We start from the raw sequence: 20,367 nt of genomic DNA on the forward strand, positions 1-20,367 counted from the left end.
TAGGCGATAAATTGAAAATCGTATAATTAAAAGAATAGAGCTACAACCCTTCATTTTAAGTTAAAATTATATAATTTTTCAAAACTCTCTTTTCGTTGCTCATTTATCATTTGTGTATTATTTATGTAACGTCCATCTATTTTATTTTATAATATGTGATTTCAAAGTGGAAGTTTTGGTACTCTAAATTTAAGTATTTTGAAATTACATGACCTTAAAATTCCAATATCTGTGTAATTAGAATTACTCTTTTATAACTGAAATTATTTCAGATCATGTGAGGATACAATCAACTTACTGCTCATACAAGCCTTACCCTGAAAGGTAGAACTTTAAATTATTTTTGCTTTATATGCTGAAAACAAAAGATATTTCCTCTTAGTGATATCATCGTTATCGGCATGTAATGCCTTTAAATAATATATTGCTAATTCTTTCATAAAAATTAGGTTCTTTATGTATGATAGCCATAAAATACTCAATTTTAAAGTGTGAGTATTTTATGAGCAATATTTAAAATAGAATAAAAAATATAAAACAGAAAAATAGCAATTAATCTTCTTGATGAGAACTGTTTATATCGTTGTCATTAATTTCTTCTACCAATAAGTCTTCCTGACTTTCTTCTAATAATTCTTCTTGAATATTATATATTTCTTTAGCAGAAGTGAGAGTTTCACCTTCTGCTTGGCGTTGTGCTTCACTGGTAGAACGCGCAACATTAATAATCACAGAAATTTGAACCTCAGGATGTAAGCTAAGAGTGATAGTGTGAAGACCAATCATTTTTATTGGATGGTTAAGTTCGACTTGATTTCTCCCAATAGAAAAGCCTTCATCTGTTATAATTTCAGCAATATCACGTGTTGATACAGAACCATAAAGTTGTCCTGTTTCACCAGCAGAACGAACAACAATGAATGATTGTCCATCAAGTTTTTCAGCAACTTTTTGCGCTTCGCTTTTGCGTTCAAGATTACGTGCTTCAAGTTGTGCACGTTGTATCTCAAAATGTTTTTTATTGGCTTCATTTGCGCGTAAAGCTTTACCTTGAGGCAAGAGAAAATTACGCGCATAACCATCTTTAACTGAGACAATATCACCCATCTGACCAAGACGAGGAATGCGCTCAAGTAAAATAATATCCATAGTTTTTCCTTTCGAACAAATAAATTTAGTGGAGTTTTTTGCGTGATTGAAAATTATATTGAATAGCAGCCCAAATTCCCATCAAAAGCATCATGAAAACAATAGGTGGAGTAAAAACGACTGTTAAAATAGCAATATAAACAAGAGAAAGTATAATAATCCGACCGTTTACCCCTTTTGTAATATTGTGAAGATATGCTAGACCGCTAATTAATATGATGACAGTGTATGCAGTACTAAAGACACGGGTACTCAAGTTAAGAGAAGCGCTCAACTCAATCATCGATGCTATGCAAACAATAATGAAAATAACAATTCCAGAAATTGGAAGGCGGAGAGTTTGGCTCCAATCATCACGGGGTCTTTTTAGCCATTTCATGTGTTGTGCTGCTATCATGGAAAAGTAAAGGTTACCAATGAGAAAAACCAAACTATAAAGAGTCAAAGAAACAGCAGTAAAAGTTGCTGGATGCGTCATTAAAAGCTCACTAAAAGCGCGTATATCGGCTTCTTTTATTGACTGTGATTGTTGCAGAGTTTGTGCTATGTTTTCGGTGATTTTTTTTGCAATGACGGGTGTGGAAGGACGGGTTTGAACATAGAGCCCAATGAAAGTTGCTATAAGAGCGATAAAATTAGTTAAATGAAAAATAACCGATGATAATGGATACCATATCAGTTCGTTTTCTTTTTGCGCTGGTCGTGCAAGCCCAAGAAGCCAAGAGGCATAGACAGCAGGAAGGAAAAATAAGAACATCAAGCCAAGAGCAATATAGGTATTAGTGGTTATGATAAGAACAACAGTGGCACTTATGAGGGCGATGAGACTGGCTAATGTCCCTTGACCGAACGCAACAATAAAAATTGGCAATGAAAGAAAGCAGCCAAGAAGAAGAGAAAAAAAGGGCGCGATATTTGCAACACTGATGATTGCCATTCCTATTACAACAGCAAATAATCCTGCTAAAATACCGATTAATATCTCATAGGTACGATTTTTTTTCATTTATTGCTGTCCTGCTTTCTGCAGTTAGGGGCGTGTCAATACCCCAACTTTGACATGTAATAGCTTAACATAGGATGCAACAAGCTATTTTTTAAAATCATATTTAAAACCATATAAGAAAAGCAACTGGAGAAACTCTCCAGTTGCTTAGCGTGTGGATCGTTTACTTTATAACGTACGGAAGTAAGCCTAAAAAGCGAGCACGTTTGATAGCATTAGCTAATTCACGCTGTTTTTTCTGACTAACAGCAGTAATCCGTGAAGGAACAATTTTCCCACGTTCGGAAATATAACGTTGTAACAACTTGATGTCTTTATAATCAATTTTTGGAGCATTGGCCCCTGAAAAAGGACATGTTTTACGACGACGATGAAAGGGGCGACGTGCAGAGTTTTGATTAGTATCAGTCATCATTCTACCCCTTCTATAGCATTTTCACGTTGACGACGTGGAAAACGAGGACGTTCTTCATCGTGTCCAATGTGACTATTGCGATCGAGGTGTGAGAGCATAGCAGATTTTTCTTTTTCGTGTTTTTCTACGCGAATGGTCATATAACGCAAAATATCCTCATTGATACGCATCTGACGCTCCACTTCAGCAATTGCTGAAGCTGGTGCATCAATATTGACCAAGGTATAATAAGCTTTACGGTTTTTACGAATACGGTAAGCAAGAGGACGAAGTCCCCAATTTTCTATACGCCCAACTTTTCCACCATGTGCTTCAATGACACCTTTGTATAGACTCAAAAGTTCATCAACTTGCTGCGGTGTAATGTCTTGTCGGGCAAGGAACATATGTTCATAAAGAGCCATTGTTTTGCCTTTCTTCAATTAAATCTTACCGGTTTTAGCGCAAAGCCTCTGCGACTTGTCTTTTTTGGAAATCCAAAGAAGAAAGGACGCGTTTACGATTCGAGACATCCGAGAGCGGAGACACGGGAGGCCGGAAACATGGCATTTCCTACTGATATTTTACAGCCCTCCGTTCAACCTCCAGCTAAAGTGCCGGCAACGAATATTTCATATCTACAGGTTATCTTTTAAAATAGCAAGTTTATGCACATAAAAAAATTGATTTGCTAAATCTTGATATATTTCCCTCTTCTACAAAAAGATAGTACTGTAACATAAAGGAGAGAAAAATGGACCTTTTAAATCAGATTGATGTTACACTCTTTGAAATGTTTGTCGGCAATCATCAAGCTTGGTCGATTGTAGTTTTGTTTAGTATTTTTTGTGCAAAGTTTTTAATTTATATTATTCCTCTCCATCTTTGTGCGTTGTGGTTTTGTGGTGGGGAGAGGGAACGATGTGTCGTACTAAGCATTTGCATGAGTATTTGTGCGGCTCTTTTCGTAGGTTATCTCATTTCTCTTTTTTATTTCCATCCTCGCCCATTCGTGATAGGGTTGGCGACACCGCTTATTCAACATCGTGCAACAGCTTCTTTTCCTAGTAATCATGCCTTGACCATTGCATCTTATGCAGCTAACTTTTATTTTTACCGATACAAAGTTGCTTTTAAATTTGCCACGGTGTTTTTGTGCTTGATTTGTTGGGCGCGCATCTTTGTGGGTGTACATTATCCCTTTGATATTTTAGCAGGTGCAATTTTAGGAAGTTTCATAAGTTTGGGTGTTATTCAGTTTATAGCCCCCTACTTTCCTAAGTTTTTATATCAAATTCCGCCTTTAAAATATAATTTTAAGAGTGGTATTCGTTTTAAATAAAGGGCTTTATCTTGATTTGTGCGGATGAATAAGGTCAAAAGAAAATAATTTAATTGTACAATTTTAGGAGTTGATAAATGGGTGCAGCTTTTATTTTTCCAGGGCAGGGAAGTCAACTTGTTGGTATGGGGAAGGCGCTTACAGAGCAATTTATTGCCGCACGGATGGTTTTCGAGGAAGTTGATGATGCTTTGGGTGAGAAATTATCAAAGATCATTTTTGAAGGACCAGCAGATGTTTTAACGTTAACAGCAAATGCACAACCGGCATTAATGGCTGTATCCATGGCCGTCATTCGTGTGATGAAACAATTAGGGCTTCGTATAGAAGAAAAGGTAAAGTTTGTTGCTGGTCATTCTTTAGGCGAATATTCGGCTCTTTGTGCTGCTGGTACATTTACTCTCACAGATACGGCAAGACTTTTGCGTATTCGTGGCAATGCTATGCAGGCTGCTGTCGCGGTTGGTGAAGGTTCTATGGCAGCACTGATTGGTTTGGAAGAGCACATTGTGGAAGAAATTTGCGAAACTGTTTCTGGAGAAGGACTATGTCAGATTGCTAATGATAATGGCGGTGGGCAAATTGTTATTTCAGGTAAAGCAAAAGCAGTTGAGACAGCGGTAGAGATTGCATCAACAAAAGGTGCAAAACGTGCACTTCTTCTTCCAGTTTCTGCCCCTTTTCATTCATCTTTAATGCAACCTGCTGCTGATGCCATGAAGAAAGCACTTTTGACTGTTAACAAAATGCCCCCTATTGTTCCTTTGATTGCTAATGTTTCTGTTGCACCTGAGAGCAATCCAGAGCGTATTACTACTCTTCTTGTTGAACAAGTGACTGGGAGAGTGCGATGGCGTGAAACAATAGAATGGATCGCTGCTAATGGGGTTGATACGCTTTTCGAAGTTGGTTCTGGAAAAGTATTAACAGGTCTAACGCGTCGTATTAACAAAGATATAAAGGGGGTAACAATTGGAACAGTTGATGAAATAGAATCAGCGCTAGGCATGCTTGGCGTTTAATCTATAAGGAGTTAAAAAAATGTTTAGATTAACAGGACGTAAAGCTCTTGTAACGGGGGCTTCGGGAGGAATTGGTGAGGCAATTGCACGCTGCTTTCATGCACAAGGAGCCATTGTTGGACTTCATGGAACACGTGAAGAAAAGCTTAGAGAAGTGGCGGCAGAATTAGGGCAGAATGTTTTTGTATTTCCCGCTAATCTTTCTGAACGCCAATCGATTAAACAATTGGCTGAAGTTGCAGAAAGAGAAATGGATGGTGTCGATATTTTGGTTAACAATGCGGGAATCACTAGGGATGGTCTTTTTGTGCGTATGCAAGACAAAGACTGGGATGATGTTTTAGAAGTTAATCTAACAGCAGCTTCTCTTTTGACGCGTGAATTAATACATTCTATGATGCGCCGCCGTTATGGAAGGATTATTAACATTACATCTGTTGTTGGTGTTGTGGGAAATCCTGGACAAACGAATTATTGTGCTGCAAAAGCAGGCTTGATAGGTTTTTCTAAAGCATTGGCACAAGAAATTGCTTCGCGAAACATCACTGTCAATTGTATTGCTCCAGGATTTATTAAATCTGCAATGACAGACAAGCTTAATGAAAAGCAAAAAGAGGCCATTATGGCTGCGATTCCAATGAAGCGTATGGGAAGTGGGCAAGAAATAGCCGCTGCTGCTATTTATTTAGCAAGCGATGAAGCAGCCTATACGACAGGTCAAACACTCCATATCAATGGTGGAATGGCAATGATTTGAGTATTTATTTTATTCCACATTGATTTATGAGTTGTATTATTTTAGATAGTAACGATTGAAATAGAAAGATGCATCTATTTCTTTAACATGACCGTTGATCAATTGATGTCGCAATGTCAGATTGGTTCATTTTGTAGGGGATATCCACAGGATGTTTTAAATCATTGCTAAAATCTTTTAAAGTAATGCATCTATTGCTTGATTAGATGAGCCGATATAGTTAACCAAATTATAGGAAAATATAAATTCGAGGATTTCAACATGAGTGATACAGTAGAGCGCGTTAAGAAAATTATTGTGGAACATCTTGGGGTTAATGCTGATAAAGTTGTAGAAAATGCAAGCTTTATCGATGATCTAGGAGCTGATAGCCTTGATACGGTTGAACTCGTTATGGCTTTTGAAGAAGAGTTTGGGGTAGAAATTCCAGATGAAGCTGCTGAAACGATTTTCACAGTTGGTGATGCAGTCAAGTTCATTGATAAAGCTTCTGCATGATTACTAAAGGGCAAAGGCATAAATTGCTTTTGCCTATATTCTTCGGAGCTCTTTTGAAAAGAGAGCTTTGAGAGGTGAAGTTTAGTTCAAGGTTAGAAGTTATGAGACGTGTTGTTGTTACTGGTTTAGGATTAGTATCTCCATTAGCTGGTAATATTGAATATAGTTGGAAACGACTTCTTGAAGGAAGAAGTGGTGTCCGACGTATCACTGAGTTTGATGTGTCAGATTTGCCATGCCAGATTGCTGCGCGTATCCCCGTAGGGGATGGAACAGAGGGGACCTATAATGCTGATTTGTATATGGAACCTAAAGAGCAACGTAAAGTTGATGCATTTATTGTTTATGCAATGGCTGCTGCTAACCAAGCGCTTGCAGATGCCGAATGGTTTCCTAAGAGTGATGAAGATCAGATTTGTACAGGTGTGTTAATTGGTTCGGGAATTGGGGGAGTTGAGGGCATTGTTGAAGCTGGTTATACGCTTCGTGATAAGGGACCTCGTCGGGTTTCTCCTTTTTTTATTCCAGGTCGTTTGATTAATCTTGCTTCTGGTTATGTGTCTATTCAATATGGTTTACGGGGGCCTAATCATTCTGTTGTAACGGCTTGTTCGACAGGGGCGCATGCGATTGGTGATGCAGCACGTTTGATTATGTTTGGTGATGCAGATGTCATGGTGGCAGGGGGGACCGAGTCTCCGATAAATCGGATATCTCTTGCAGGTTTTGCAGCTTGTAGAGCTCTTTCTACTTGTCGCAATGATGATCCTGAACGGGCATCTCGTCCTTATGATGCTGATCGTGATGGTTTTGTGATGGGGGAAGGAGCAGCAATTGTTGTTTTAGAAGAGCTGGAACACGCCAAAAAACGAGGAGCGCGTATTTATGCTGAGGTTATTGGCTATGGTTTATCTGGTGACGCTTACCACATTACAGCGCCTTCAGAAAGTGGTGAAGGGGCTCAGCGTAGTATGATGGCTGCTCTTAAGCGTGCACAAGTGAATGTGAGTGAACTTGATTATATTAATGCTCACGGTACATCAACGATGGCTGATTCCATAGAGCTATCAGCTGTTGAGCGTGTTTTAGGGAATTATGCACCACAAGTATCCATGTCATCAACGAAATCATCTATCGGGCATTTACTTGGTGCCGCCGGTGCTGCTGAGGCTATTTTTTCTGTTCTAGCTATACGGGATAATATAGCTCCAGCGACACTTAATCTTGACAATCCATCGATTGAAACGAAAATCGATCTTGTACCACACAAACCGCGTGAACGAAAGATTGATACGATTCTTTCTAATTCTTTCGGATTTGGCGGGACAAATGCATCGTTGGTGATGCGACGTTTTAGGGGATAATAAGTATTTTTATTTAATTTCTGCTTTTGAGTTTTCTACTTTGTTATAAGGTGAATGAGAAATTATAATATTGTCCTTAATCGCTATTGAGGGGTTATGTCCGATGTGAAAAAAGGAAAATCATTAAAGGACGTAAGTGATTCCTCTTCGAATCATTTAGCAGATAGTTATGACATGTTAGTACATAAAAAACGAAAGAAATCATCTATCGTCCGTAATCCGTTGGTTATTCTCGGTCATTTTTTTCTTATGCTGATTGTGGTTATTCTTTTCGCCATAAGTATTCCTCTTTATATTGGAAAAAGTATTTTTGAAGAAAAGGGAAAAATTGAGGAAGAACAAATTGTTCTTATCCATCCTGGCACGGGAATTCGTGAAATTGCTTCATTGCTAGAAAAACGTGGTTTCATTCGATCATCAGATATTTTTGTTTATGGGGTTGGTTATCATCAAAAAACAACGCATCTGAAGGCTGGTGAATATTTAATTCCGGCTCATTCCTCGATGCAGGATATTATGGATATTCTTGTGAAAGGAAAATCTATTGAGTATACATTTACAGTACCTGAAGGTTTAACGGTTCAGCAAGTTTTCGATCGATTAGCTGCGAATGAAATTTTGATTGGAGACCTTCCAAAAATTTTGCCTCCAGAGGGCTGTTTAATGACGGATACTGTTCGTTTTATTCGGGGGACAACGCGTAAAGAGATTGTAAACAGGTTGCGTGAAGGGCAGACAAAATTAATTCATGCTATATGGGCTACACGTTCACCTGATTTACCCATTAAATCAATTGATGAATTTGTTATACTAGCCTCAATTGTTGAGAAAGAAACGGGAATTGCAGCAGAAAGACCAATGGTTGCTGCGGTATTTTATAACCGCCTTACAAAGCATATGCGTCTTCAATCGGATCCAACAGTCATTTATGGTCTCTTTGGAGGAAAAGGAAAACCATCAGGTCGTGCAATTTATCGTTCAGATCTTGAGAAGGAAACACCATATAATACTTATAAAATTAATGGTTTGCCTCCAACAGCTATTGCAAATCCAGGTCGAGATTCTTTGAAAGCGGTGGCACATCCACCAAGCAGTGATGCACTTTATTTTGTTGCGGATGGTTCAGGAGGACATGTTTTTTCTCGAACTTTAGAGGAACATAATATGAATGTTCGCAAGTGGCGAGAATTAAAGGCGAGACATTGAATTTATAATGATAACACATCTTTTTGCATCGTAAATGAGAATGCAAAATATCGTAAAAATTTTCTCTTTAAACTTTTTATGAGAATGATAAAAATCATTTTCTTGTCTGTCACAAGTGGGATTAGCGTATGGATAAAAATATTTAAGAAAGCAGTGAATACACTGCTAATAACTTATCTCAAAAAAGAGCAGAATAACATTGAGAACTGCTAAGAAAACACATTGATTAGGGGAAAGGTTGAGATAATGTATAATTCAAATTTTGGAGAAACATTTATGAACAAAGTAGAGTGATGTAATGACAGTCTTTGAAAGTAAATTGAGTGCTATAAAAATAAATCAACGCCGCGGTTTTTTATTTATTCTCTCTTCACCTTCAGGTGCTGGTAAATCAACAATTTCTCGATTACTTCTAAAAGATGGACAATTAGAGCTTTCCGTAAGTATGACCACAAGGAAAAGGCGTCCTAGTGAAGTAGATGGACTGCATTATCACTTTATTTCAAAGGAAGAGTTTGAATATAAGCGTGATAGAGATGAATTTATTGAATGGGCAGAAGTTCACGGAAATTATTATGGCACTTTACATGAAACTGTTGAAAAAGCATTGAGTGCTGGCCGTGATATGTTATTTGATATTGATTATCAAGGTACCGAGCAGCTGCAAAAAAAGATGCTAGGAGACACTGTATCTGTTTTTATTCTTCCACCATCAATGAAAGAGCTTGTTTCGCGTTTACATCGTCGAGCAGAAGATAGTCAAGATATTATCAATTTACGATTGGAAAATGCACGAACGGAGTTAACGCATTGGCGTTCTTATGATTATGTTGTGATTAACGAAGATTTAGATCAGTCTTTATCTTTTATTAAATCAATTTATTTAGCTGAAACCGTAAAACGCAAGCGCTGTTCTTATCTTGACTCTTTTGTTGATGGGCTTATTGCTGAAAAGATCGATAAATGTCTTGATTAAAAAAGGTTGCATAACAAAAAGTGCAGTTTTTTAGAGCACTAGATGCGCTAAAGTTACAAATTCTGAAACCGATAGCGTTTCAGCACGGCGTGTTCCATCAATTCCAGCTTTTTCTAACAGCACTTCACCTCCAAGTGTTTTGAGATTTTGACGAAGCATTTTTCGTCTTTGTCCAAAGGCGGTTTTTGTGACGAGGCTTAGTTTTTGTGCAGAGCAGGCAAGAGGTTGTATTCGCGGAATAATATGAACAACGGAAGAAGTTACTTTAGGTATTGGTATGAAGGCTTGAGGGGGCACATCAAAAGCAATTTTAGCAGTGGTACGCCAGCCAGTTAAGACACTAAGACGTCCATAATGAGTAGATTGAGGTTTAGCTGTAATCCGTTTGGCAACTTCACGTTGAAACATCAATGTCATTGATTCATAAAAAGGAGGCCATGGTTCAGTCAAAAGCCAATTTAATAAGAGTTGTGTCCCAATATTATAGGGAAGATTTGCAATAATGCGAGGTTTTTCTGGGCTTGTTTCAAAGAGTTTTGAGAAGTCTTGCTTCAGTGCATCATTACAAATAATTTTTAATTTTTTAGGATAGTGTTTTTCTATTTCTAAGAGAGCTGGTATGCAGCGTTCATCGCGTTCTATTGCTGTTACAATGGCGCCCTTTGCTAGCAAGGCACGTGTGAGACCTCCAGGACCAGGACCAATTTCAAGAACAGGTTTTCCTTCTATATTACCTGCGTGATGAGCAATTTTAGATGTTAAATTAAGATCAAAAAGAAAATTTTGCCCCAAAGATTTATGCGCTTGTAATCCATATATATCAATGACCTCACGTAGAGGAGGGAGATTATCTATTGGCATGGTATTAAACTATTTTCGGCAAGTTGATTTGCAAGTTTAAGAGCAGCAATAAAGCTTTCGGGAGAGGCTATCCCTTTATCAGCAATGTCAAAAGCAGTTCCGTGATCTGGAGACGTGCGAATAAAAGGGAGACCTAACGTGACATTAACAGTACTATCAAAGTCTAATGTTTTAACAGGGATAAGGGCTTGATCATGATACATACAAATGGCAACGTCATATGCCTTTCTTGCGCATTCATGGAACATTGTGTCGGCAGGCAGCGGTCCTGCAATATTGAGTCCTTTCTTTTTAAGATATTCAATAGCAGGAGTGATAACTTCAATATCTTCTTTTCCCATTGCACCTCCTTCTCCAGCATGAGGATTAAGACCAGCAACAGCTAGTCGGGGTGACGTTATTTTAAACCGTGTTTTTAAGTCACATTCAGTAATAAGTACCGTTTGAATAATTAAATCACGGGTAAGCTGTGAAGGAACATTTTTAAATGGAATATGAACAGTTATTGGTACTGTTTTTAATCGAGGTCCTGCTAACATCATAACTGGATGGTAACATTTATGAAAAGCTTTATGGGCTAAATCGGCTAAAAATTCTGTATGACCTGGAAATTGAAAACCGGCATCATAAAGATTCTTTTTTGCAATAGGACAAGTGATAAGTGCACATGCATGGCCATTTTGAATCAATTGAACACAGCGTTGAATTGCTTCAATGATTCCAGCGGCATTATTCGATGAAGGTATACCTAATTGGTCACTTTGTTTGTTTTTTAACGGTATGATAGGAAGAGCATTTTGAAAATTTTTTGCGGAATTATTGATTAAAACAGATTGCACCTCAACATCAATCTGTAAAAAACGAGCGCGCGAACGAATAACATCTGGATCAGCAAGAAGCACAAAAGGTGGAACTTGGCGCGTAACACGCAAATTCCACGCTTTTAGTACTATTTCAGGACCAATTCCAGCAGGATCACCACCGCTAACAATAAGAGCAGCCATTATGAATTTTGAATGCGTGCCACTCGCCGCAGTTCTCCTAAATATTTGTCGCTTAATTCTTCAAGTTTTTGCGGGCTTCTTTTTTTACTATCTTGAAGAGAAAATATCAGTCGAGCGACATAATCATCAGAAACTCTTTTTATTTTGCAGACAGCAATTGCTTCGATTCCATCAGATGTTTCTTGTAATTTTGTCATTTTTCCAGCAGGCGTTGCAAGAATAGCTTGTTCCCATGCATTGGGAAGTTGGGGCTCCAGAAACTTTCCTAAGTGGCGGATAGTAACGTCTAAAATACCTCTTGCTTGATTGTGAGCATTGGCACATCCACGGAAATGTGCGCGAAAATTGCTTGCTTCTCTTTGACGTCTTTCAAAAATTTCTGAACGACGATGTGCAGGAATGACAAAAACAATTCGCTGTAATGTATATTCATTGGTTGAAGGTTTTACACCACCATTTTTTAATATCCTGCGTACAGCTTCTTGTTCACTAATCATACCTGTTTCAGCTTGATAGCGTGCACTAACAAGACGCCCCCATCCTATTTGTCCACGGATGTAATCTTTAAAGTGTTGCACAGTGATCTCAGTTTGGATCAAAATCTGGTTGAGCTGATCAATCGTCATATTATTTTGTGTCGCAAAATTCTCAAAAGCTCTATCAACTTCATCATTACTTACTTCAATATTACGACGTTTTATTTCAATATTTTTTAGCGTTTCATCGATAAGCTCTTTTTTAGCCTGGGCCACCAAATTGCCTTGCCTTTGTTGTAATCTGAGAAAAGCTAGGCGCCTTTGTATATCATAATTTGTGATGGGGTTGCCATTAACTGTAACAACAATAGAAGTCTGCGCAAAGACCGTTGGAATCAAAAATTCATTTATTAGCAGGCTACTTATGCTCAAAGACGCAATATAAAATAAAGCAAGAACACGCTTTTTCAATTTATTCATGTGAATAGGCTTTCGCATTGTTTATCAATTCTTATCAGTTACTCAAAATATACGTTTTTTTTCATAAAAACAATGATAAGTTAAATGACTGATACATTCTCTTTATAAATTAATCTATCTTTTTTCCGATATCTGCAATCGTACGCAATGAAAGAGAGAAATTAAAGTTTTGCAAGGGTGTTTTCCTGCCTGGATTCGTTACCTGTTGATAACCGAATGTTAACCCGAAACATTCATCTGTATAATTCAAGCTAATTCCTCGCTTTACAAATGTACCAGATACTAAATCATAACCGGCGTTGCTATTAATAGACCAATAATCTGCCAGTTTAAGTCCTGTTTGAAAAGAAATTTCTTGGCGCTCTTGAGGATATTCATAATCTGGTTGCTTTGCGATATAGGCATATTGTAGAGCCGCCCAAAAATTTTGCCATTTTTGTGATGCTTCGATTTCACTACGGCGGATTTTTCCTGTTTTTTTATCAAAGCGTCCACGCGTTTCTAAGGAAAAACCACTTTTATGGGTTGCACCAAACATTGCAACATAGTCTGAACGTTTTGCCTCTAAGCTAGAATGAATACCGACATTGACAAAGTCCTTTTCTGCAAAAGAATTCTTTCCTGCTAGATGAAAGGATTGTCCAACAAGACCATAAAGAGACCAATTGTCATTAAAGCTTCCAGAATATCTTAGACCTATATTGGCTCTTGTGCCACCTTCTACACGATCATAACCAGAAAATTTATCTCGTTGAAAGAGAGTGGTTGCATCAAAGACAAAGCTTTGAGCATCTTCATTAGGAATTTGTCCAATATATTGTTCATTATTGCGTATAAAAATTTGTGCGGTTGGTTCTATAATATGTGTAGAATGATCCGCTGTAATAAGGAAGGGATAGCGTAGTTCTAACCCTGCTGTTGCCATGCCACGAATTGTTGAACCATGAATTGCGGATGAGGAATTGTTTTCTGTAGAAGCTGTATAATTTTCGCTTGCATTGGTTGTAATGATATCAGCTCGTAGAGAGAGAAGGGGGGTTAAGATGAGTCCGTTGTGCGTGTTGAAGCGCTTTTTCCACTGAAGCTCGTTTGTTAAACGCAAACTGTTTCCAGCCATACCAGAAAGTCTTACTATGTTGAGCGGGTTTCCGTTTTGGTCGGTAGAACTGAAGTCAGTATGACGACGATAAATTGATTGCATATTACTATGGAAGGTAAGCTCTCCATTATAAATGGGTTCATCTGGTGTGAAAAAATAATCGATGCGCGGTAGGACCCAAGCTTGCCGAGAGTGACGTTCATAATGAGGATCATTCAATATTGAATCTTGAACTTTAAAATGATAAAAACGCATATCAAAATAATTTTTTCCTGCAAGACCATTCAGATAGATCTGAGAAAGTTGTGTAGGATTGCTATAGTTTTCAAGTTTATAGGCACGACTAAAATGCCGATCTGATTGTGCAAGAATATCCCATCCATAAGTCCAGTGTGAATTAATACGAAAGTCCCCTTTTGTTGCCAGCATATAACGGTTTTTATGCTGTGCGTCAATCGTATCATTATCAAATCTATGCCGTTTCATTTGGTATATATGAGCAAAGCGAATATTATAACTGCCCATTTTAAAACGTTGACGCCATTCTCCTTCGGTTAAAAGCCCTTGTTGGGTATAAACGGTAGAAGAAAGGGTAAAATCATAGTGAGGGGCGAGATTCCAAAAATAAGAATTCTTTATCCCCATACCGAGATAATCAGTATAAAAAAAATGAGGAGTAAGCAGACCGCTAGCACGCCTGACAGTTGGATCATAGATCTCAAAATTTGGAAATTTTATAATCGGGACACCAAAAACTTCAAAACTGCTATTTTCAAACCGAATTTTTTTGATGCTATTATTCCATATGATCTTTCTTGCTTTAATTTTCCATAGGACGTCTCTATCTGGTTTATAAGAGCAAGGTTCACAGGCTGTATAGGTTGCATTTTCAAAGACTGTTATGTGATTGTTTTTGCGTGTAGCATTTTGGGCTGAAAAGTGAACATTGTTGGCTGTATCAATACGTAAGGCGTTTACAAAACCCTCGCCAAGATCTTTGGTCATATCAATTTGGTTGGAATAAATTTTATTACCATCCTTTTCAGTAATTTCAACGTTCCCTTGTGCTATAAGCCGTCCTGTTTTTTGATTGTAAATAATTTTTTGAGCGACAACTTTATTGCCATCATATTCGATTTGGACATTACCTTGTGCAGAAACAGTGTTTTCATCACGATTGTAGATGAGTTCATCCGCAGAGAGCAAAAGAGGACGTTCCGGATTTCGAATGCGACTTTGAGAAGGAGACATAAGGCTTTGAGCGTGCGCACAATAAGACAAAGCGCCTCCTAAAATAACCCCCATAACACTTTTAAAAGCGAGAGCACTTAATTTTTTTAAAATAATTTTTTTAAGTGTTAATGCTTTCACTTAGCCATCCTCTTTATGAAGTAAAAAAGAGATTCCTAAGAATAACGCAATAACAACGGGTGTCCAAGCTGCAATAATTGGTGGAATATATCCAGCATTACCAAAAGCTTGAACAAGTACGGAAATAACATAAAGCATAAACCCAGCTATTACTCCACCAAGAATCAACGTTCTAGATTGTCCGAAACGCGTAAAATTTAAAGATACAGTTGCTGCAATGAGGGTCATTGCCACAAGCAATGCCGGTAATGCAATCAAAGATTGGAAATACATATCAAAATTATTAGCAGAATAGCCAAATGAACGTGCAATCATAATTTTTTTTGGCAATTGGTAAAATGGAATAGTCGCGGGATTCGCTAAACGTTCCGTTAAAAATTCAGGTTTTAGATTGGTTTTTATTTGCAACACGGTAAATTTTTCAGGAGGATGCCCTATTTTATAGATTGTTCCGTTTGTTAATAGCCAAGATCCATTAGTCAAGGTTGCTTTTGGGGTGTTAATCCAATTTTTGACGGTTGCGTTGTCATTGTATTGTACAAAGGTTGCATCGAGAAGAGAAAGTCCTTGGTCGGTGATAAATTTAGCACCAATGGTTGTTCTGCCTAAATTTGTACGTTGTGTTAACCAGTGGATACCTGTATTATGAAGAGGTGTTAGTACATTGTTATTGCGCCATTCAGTCATCTTTTTTTCTGCTTGAGAAAATCCCCATGCAGCAAGTGGATTAATGAGGAGAATTGAAAATAATCCCAAAAGAAAAGCTCCCAAACAAGCTGGCATAAGAAATTGCCATGCAGAAACACCGATTGAACGAGTCACCACAAGTTCAAGTTTTTTGTTGAGCGAGATAAGTGTTGCCATTGCAGAAAAGAGTGCAATGAAAGGGATAAGTTGTTGCATGATAAAAGGGATGCGTAAAACAGAGAGGAAAAATGCATCTTTTGCTGTATGATGTGGAATGGAGGATAGCCTACCGGAGTTCTCTGTGAAATCGATTAAAAGAGCAAGAACAAAAATGCTTCCCCAGAAATAACAAGTTATTTTAAGATAACGTATAAAAAAGTATCGTCCAAGTGTCCACCCAATCATGATGTTTCATCCGAGGAATCTTGAGATTTTCGATGTTCAAATTTGTTCATTACTTTTTGGAAAGTGATTTGAATAATCTCATTAACTTTTGTGGGGAGCCCAATTTTATGATTCGTTAAAAGCATAAAAAAGACAAATGCACTTGTCCCTATGGGCATAATATAAAGGAGTGGAACGTATGCAAGATCGTTCTTTGCTTTTTCTGCGAAAAAATATCCTATCCAATACACCAGAAAAGAAAGGGCAATTGCTGAGAAATTTGCGGAATGACGAGCTTGTCGATGGGAGCATACATCCCCTGCTGCTGCTAATGCAATAAGTGAAAAAACAATAGGGTAGAGCCATTGTGTTAATCTGCGGTGAAACTCAGCTTTATATTGGAGTGGTTTTCGTTGATAGTAGGGATCTTTTGGATCAGGATTTTGTAAATAAGAAAGAGATCGATCTTTTGGATAAAGAGTAGGTGCTTTATCACTGGGGATAAACTCTCCTAGGCTAAAAGTATATGAGCTAAACTGAACGATTGAAACACTGTTATTTTGATGGTTGACTCTTTCTATTTCACCGTTATTGAGAACCAAAAAACTACCGTTTTTATTGCTCACAATGGATGCGTCTGTTGCATAATAAAAAAGATCAGTCTTAGGATCACGCTGGTCGGCAATGAAAAGGCGTTCAAGTGTTCCATTTGGATTTCGTTCGCCAATTTCTATGTAAAGGTTATTGGCGAGTTTTTGGAAGCTTCCTTCACTAATGAATAGATTAATAAGGTCAAAATGAGCGCTTGCTAGCATTTGTCGCATATGAAGACGCGCTTGAGGAACAACAAAATTAGCTATAGAAAAGGAGATACAGGATGCAATAATAGCAAGAAGAAGAATAGGTTTCCAAACAGTACTTTTAGGAAAACCAGAGGCATTGATGACAGCAAGTTCTGAGTCTTGATGCATTGCTGAAAGGATGGTTGTAATTGCGATCACTAATGCAAATGGAATGACAAGAAAAACAACAGAAGGAACCAATGAGAGTGAAAATTGTAAGACTGTGAGGAGTGTTTGTTTACTTGTTGTGAGAAAGTTTATCCGTGCGAGAATTTGTACCGTCCAACTAACGCCCACTGCCGCAATCATGACAGAACTAAACAAAACAAGGACACGTTTCAGGATGTAGAACTCAATAATACGCATAAATTGGGGAAAATCCTCAGTCTTTAATTCGATAGCAAATATTTGTACTGCTTTCGGTTAAAATGTAATAAAGTTTGAAAAAACATCCTTCCATGAATTGGATATTTTAACCAAATAAATAATATAAAATTGCCTATGAGGTCCTCTTTAAATTTCCCATACATTATATTTTATTTTCAACTATAGTCTACAAAGAATCTAGAAAATAACTTAAAAAACTTTTTTATTAACGTTGAAATTAAAAATTTTTGTCTTTTAAAGACACGTGCAAAAAGATAATGCATCTCAATCAAAAAAGAGGGTTTATATCTTGAACTGTTTCTTTTTATACTGTGGGTATGGAAGTTTCTCTAAAAAAGATGTTAGCTTTTATAAAGAGTGATGAGGGCTTAAGAGGTTGGATATTCTATTCTATCATTTGTCGCAGTCAACGCTGAAAGATATTTTGCCAACGCTTGTAGAGCGTGCATTGGCTCGTTTTGGTAAGGTAACAATACAATGTGTAAGTGAAGAACAACGCGATTCTATGGATATGCATTTATGGGTTTATGCGGATGAATCATTTATTGGACATGGAACTGAGTGTGATCAATATTCAAACTTTCAGCCTGTATTTCTGACGACAGGACAAGAAAATCCGAATGATTCAAAGATTCGTTTTCTCATAGAGGGAGCCGTATGTTCGAATATTGATACTTATCAACGGCTTGTTGTGATATTTGATGGTAGAGATGATGAGCAGTTGAGTCTTGTTCGTGCACAGTGGAAAAAATATAAAATGGAAAATCATAATTTAACGTATTGGCAACAGACTGAAGATCGTTGTTGGGAAAAACAAGTTTAATGCGTCTCATCTCTGTTGTTCTGATTTTTATAGGATTGGTAGGTATAGTAAATCCAGCGCTTTTTATTGCGAAAGGATCAGGGGGAGGACGTTGGGTTTTTATTGTGATTTTTCTTTTAGGCATATTAAAGATATGGTCTACAATTAAAAAAATGAAACGGCATCATGATAATTGATCGGATTTTGCTTGTTTTATGGGCTGTGATATTGGCTTTTTTTTGCGTTTCGTGGTTGGGAACAACACATATCCTATCAGGAATGTTTACTGTTGCTTATATAAGCAATATTGCAGATTTTTTATTTTTCTTTTTGAGTGCCTTGTTCGCGGGAATATTGTGGTGGAAAATACCGCAACCCATGTCTTTAAAAATGAAACTGGCAGCATTTTTGCTGCCAGTACTTATTTTATTCTTCTTTATTATATTTTAGTTGGATATTTCATCATCTGTAAATCCGACGAAGCAAATCAGTGAAATAAAAGAAGCAAGAAGCAAATAATAGCCGATATAAGATGTATCAAAATGTTGTACCAGATATTCTGCAATATAAGGCGCAAGAGAGGCTCCTACGATACCCGATAAGTTGAAAGTAATAGAAGAACCAGTATATCGAATTGCTGTTGGGTATGGTGAAGCCAAAACAGCACCAAGAGGGCTGTATATCATCCCCATGATAGACAAACCGATAACAGACATTGCAAGGACTCCTATAACTCCAGAATTTAAGAAATAAGGAATTGCAAAAGAATAGCTACCGGTGATGATTGTAACCCAAATCATCAAAGTTCTACGTCTAATACGATCAGCGAGTTTTCCAGTGATGACAGTAAAAATTCCACAAAAAATAGCACCAACAATTTCGACTTGAAGAGCTTGATAAAATGGCAATTGCAGATGGTTTGTTGAGTAGCTTAACAAATATGCGGTGACCAAGTAAAACAAAACAAATGTTGCCATACCAGAAAATATTCCAAGAAATAGGATTCGTGGACATTTTAAAAAGACATCGATGATAGGAACTTTGACACGTTCTTTACTTTCAAGAGTTTTTTTGAATTGAACAGTTTCATTGATTGAAAGACGGACCCATAATCCTATAATCATAAAAACAACTGAAGCAATAAAAGGAATGCGCCATCCCCAAGCTAAAAGTTCCTCATGATCAAGGAAATGCAACAGACCTAAATAAACGGCAATAGATAAAAATAAACCGATTGGAACACCCAATTGGGGGAACATCGCGTACCAGCCGCGCTTTTCTGGAGGGGCATTTTCTGTTGCGAGCAAAACAGCTCCTCCCCATTCTCCTCCTAATCCCATTCCCTGTCCAATACGGCACAAGGTCAAGAGGAAAGGGGCAAACCATCCAGCGGTTTCATAAGTAGGAAGAAAACCAATAATGACTGTTGAAAGACCCATTGTGAGAAGAGAAGCAATAAGTGTTGCTTTTCTTCCAATTTTATCTCCAAAATGTCCAAAAACAATTGATCCAAAGGGCCTAGCAAAAAAGGCCGCTCCAAAGATCAGGAAAGATTGTAAAATGGCAATCTGATCATTTTGTGTTGGAAAAAACACATGAGGAAATATGAGAGCTGCGGCAGTGGCAAAGACATAGAAATCAAAGAATTCAATTGTTGGGCCAATAAGGCTTGCAAACAAAATGCGACGAGGGGAATTTCTGTTTCTTGTACCTTGCATTTCTAAGTTTATAGACATGAATAGAATGTCCCTTTCAGTATATGACAAATCAAATGATGAGTTAACTGACTATAATTATAAAAATTTCAAATCACTGTCGAGTCGGTATTATGACGTTTCTTATATATTAGAACAATGATTATGGCTTGATGAGCATGAATAAGTGTTCTTTAGATTATCCAAGTTAAGTAGAATAAAGACACTGTTTTAAATGCTGTAGAGGAAGAAATATGTGGATACAAAGGCCGCTCTCATTAACATTACTGTTTTCTTTAATGTTTAATGCCATTTTTATCTATTGAGGGATCAATCTTATTTATAGATCAGCCTTTGGTATCTCAAAAATATTTTTCATAGATGTAATTATAACACTTTTTAAGCGTATCTAAAAGAAATTAAATCTTTTAGTTGTGCATGCATTTTAAAACACAGGGTGTATATTTGATTTATCAGAGTTTAATCCATCAACGCTTTGTTATCTTAAAAAACATGAGGTTGAGCAATTGCATTGAGTTGTTTTGGTCTATGCACTTTTTTCTAAA

Annotated in this window: 21 protein-coding genes; 10 read left to right on the plus strand and 11 right to left on the minus strand. The window is 37.3% G+C overall.

Going from position 1 to position 20,367, the window contains the following annotated elements; translation table 11 throughout:
* Positions 1-552: 552 nt before the first annotated feature.
* From rplI to rpsF, 4 genes are all read right to left on the minus strand, one after another.
* Positions 553-1,149: a 50S ribosomal protein L9 gene (rplI, locus tag ACFINF_RS01795; RefSeq protein WP_375619413.1), complete on the minus strand. Its 597-nt coding sequence runs from the start codon at positions 1,147-1,149 to the stop codon at positions 553-555.
* 25 nt (positions 1,150-1,174) lie between these two features.
* Positions 1,175-2,155, minus strand: coding sequence for a hypothetical protein (locus ACFINF_RS01800; RefSeq protein ID WP_273788490.1), 981 nt, complete (start codon positions 2,153-2,155; stop codon positions 1,175-1,177).
* 163 nt (positions 2,156-2,318) lie between these two features.
* Positions 2,319-2,567, minus strand: a complete 249-nt coding sequence (gene rpsR, locus ACFINF_RS01805) for a 30S ribosomal protein S18 (protein ID WP_005773744.1) — start codon at positions 2,565-2,567, stop codon at positions 2,319-2,321.
* Entirely contained in the window at positions 2,567-2,974 is a 408-nt protein-coding gene (gene rpsF / locus ACFINF_RS01810) for a 30S ribosomal protein S6 (RefSeq protein ID WP_273788489.1), read from the minus strand. The genes rpsR and rpsF overlap by 1 nt, the downstream gene beginning before the upstream one ends.
* A gap of 329 nt (positions 2,975-3,303) precedes the next feature.
* Here rpsF and ACFINF_RS01815 point away from each other — a divergent pair, with 329 nt between their 5' ends.
* From ACFINF_RS01815 to gmk, 7 genes are all read left to right on the plus strand, one after another.
* A complete protein-coding gene (locus tag ACFINF_RS01815) occupies positions 3,304-3,891 on the plus strand; it encodes an undecaprenyl-diphosphatase (protein ID WP_375619414.1) in 588 nt (195 codons plus the stop codon).
* A 77-nt stretch (positions 3,892-3,968) separates the two neighbouring features.
* Complete coding sequence (fabD, locus tag ACFINF_RS01820; protein ID WP_375619415.1) at positions 3,969-4,913, plus strand: ACP S-malonyltransferase; 945 nt, start codon at positions 3,969-3,971, stop codon at positions 4,911-4,913.
* 19 nt (positions 4,914-4,932) lie between these two features.
* On the plus strand, positions 4,933-5,670 hold the full coding sequence (fabG, locus tag ACFINF_RS01825) for a 3-oxoacyl-[acyl-carrier-protein] reductase (RefSeq protein ID WP_012754961.1): 738 nt from the start codon (positions 4,933-4,935) through the stop codon (positions 5,668-5,670).
* Positions 5,671-5,931: 261 nt separating this feature from the next.
* A complete protein-coding gene (locus ACFINF_RS01830) occupies positions 5,932-6,168 on the plus strand; it encodes an acyl carrier protein (RefSeq protein WP_004860281.1) in 237 nt (78 codons plus the stop codon).
* Positions 6,169-6,269: 101 nt separating this feature from the next.
* A complete protein-coding gene (gene fabF / locus ACFINF_RS01835; RefSeq protein WP_375619416.1) occupies positions 6,270-7,532 on the plus strand; it encodes a beta-ketoacyl-ACP synthase II in 1,263 nt (420 codons plus the stop codon).
* Between the two features lie 96 nt (positions 7,533-7,628).
* Positions 7,629-8,738 (plus strand): endolytic transglycosylase MltG, encoded by a 1,110-nt coding sequence (gene mltG, locus ACFINF_RS01840; RefSeq protein WP_375619417.1) that lies wholly within the window; start codon positions 7,629-7,631, stop codon positions 8,736-8,738.
* Positions 8,739-9,036: 298 nt separating this feature from the next.
* Complete coding sequence (gene gmk, locus ACFINF_RS01845) at positions 9,037-9,714, plus strand: guanylate kinase (protein ID WP_375619418.1); 678 nt, start codon at positions 9,037-9,039, stop codon at positions 9,712-9,714.
* Positions 9,715-9,744: 30 nt separating this feature from the next.
* On the opposite strand, the gene rsmA is transcribed toward gmk, so the two are convergent.
* From rsmA to lptF, 6 genes are all read right to left on the minus strand, one after another.
* Positions 9,745-10,575 carry a 16S rRNA (adenine(1518)-N(6)/adenine(1519)-N(6))-dimethyltransferase RsmA gene (rsmA, locus tag ACFINF_RS01850; RefSeq protein ID WP_273788483.1) on the minus strand — a complete coding sequence of 277 codons (831 nt, stop codon included), beginning with the start codon at positions 10,573-10,575 and terminating at the stop codon, positions 9,745-9,747.
* Positions 10,566-11,579, minus strand: coding sequence for a 4-hydroxythreonine-4-phosphate dehydrogenase PdxA (gene pdxA, locus ACFINF_RS01855; protein WP_375619419.1), 1,014 nt, complete (start codon positions 11,577-11,579; stop codon positions 10,566-10,568). Before pdxA ends, rsmA begins: the two co-directional genes overlap by 10 nt.
* Entirely contained in the window at positions 11,579-12,535 is a 957-nt protein-coding gene (locus ACFINF_RS01860) for a SurA N-terminal domain-containing protein (RefSeq protein WP_375619420.1), read from the minus strand. The genes pdxA and ACFINF_RS01860 overlap by 1 nt, the downstream gene beginning before the upstream one ends.
* Positions 12,536-12,644: 109 nt before the next feature.
* The gene (locus ACFINF_RS01865; protein ID WP_375619421.1) at positions 12,645-15,005 is read right to left on the minus strand and encodes an LPS-assembly protein LptD; all 2,361 of its coding nucleotides are present in this window, start codon (positions 15,003-15,005) and stop codon (positions 12,645-12,647) included.
* Positions 15,006-16,097 (minus strand): LPS export ABC transporter permease LptG, encoded by a 1,092-nt coding sequence (gene lptG, locus ACFINF_RS01870; RefSeq protein ID WP_273788479.1) that lies wholly within the window; start codon positions 16,095-16,097, stop codon positions 15,006-15,008.
* Positions 16,094-17,284, minus strand: coding sequence for an LPS export ABC transporter permease LptF (gene lptF, locus ACFINF_RS01875; protein ID WP_375619422.1), 1,191 nt, complete (start codon positions 17,282-17,284; stop codon positions 16,094-16,096). Before lptF ends, lptG begins: the two co-directional genes overlap by 4 nt.
* Positions 17,285-17,681: 397 nt before the next feature.
* Between lptF and ACFINF_RS01880 the strand changes: the two genes are divergently transcribed.
* The 3 genes from ACFINF_RS01880 to ACFINF_RS01890 are packed head-to-tail and all read left to right on the plus strand — an operon-like array spanning position 17,682 to position 18,557.
* The gene (locus tag ACFINF_RS01880; protein ID WP_375619423.1) at positions 17,682-18,128 is read left to right on the plus strand and encodes a DNA polymerase III subunit chi; all 447 of its coding nucleotides are present in this window, start codon (positions 17,682-17,684) and stop codon (positions 18,126-18,128) included.
* Complete coding sequence (locus ACFINF_RS01885) at positions 18,128-18,304, plus strand: hypothetical protein (RefSeq protein ID WP_375619424.1); 177 nt, start codon at positions 18,128-18,130, stop codon at positions 18,302-18,304. The genes ACFINF_RS01880 and ACFINF_RS01885 overlap by 1 nt, the downstream gene beginning before the upstream one ends.
* Positions 18,294-18,557, plus strand: coding sequence for a hypothetical protein (locus ACFINF_RS01890; protein WP_012754973.1), 264 nt, complete (start codon positions 18,294-18,296; stop codon positions 18,555-18,557). Before ACFINF_RS01885 ends, ACFINF_RS01890 begins: the two co-directional genes overlap by 11 nt.
* Here ACFINF_RS01890 and ACFINF_RS01895 read toward each other — a convergent pair.
* A complete protein-coding gene (locus ACFINF_RS01895) occupies positions 18,554-19,843 on the minus strand; it encodes an MFS transporter (RefSeq protein ID WP_375619425.1) in 1,290 nt (429 codons plus the stop codon). The genes ACFINF_RS01890 and ACFINF_RS01895 overlap by 4 nt on opposite strands.
* Positions 19,844-20,367: the final 524 nt, after the last annotated feature.

Origin of the sequence: Bartonella sp. TS25HLJMH (assembly GCF_042193505.1) — a bacterium.
GTDB classification, from domain to species: Bacteria; Pseudomonadota; Alphaproteobacteria; order Rhizobiales; family Rhizobiaceae; genus Bartonella; species Bartonella grahamii.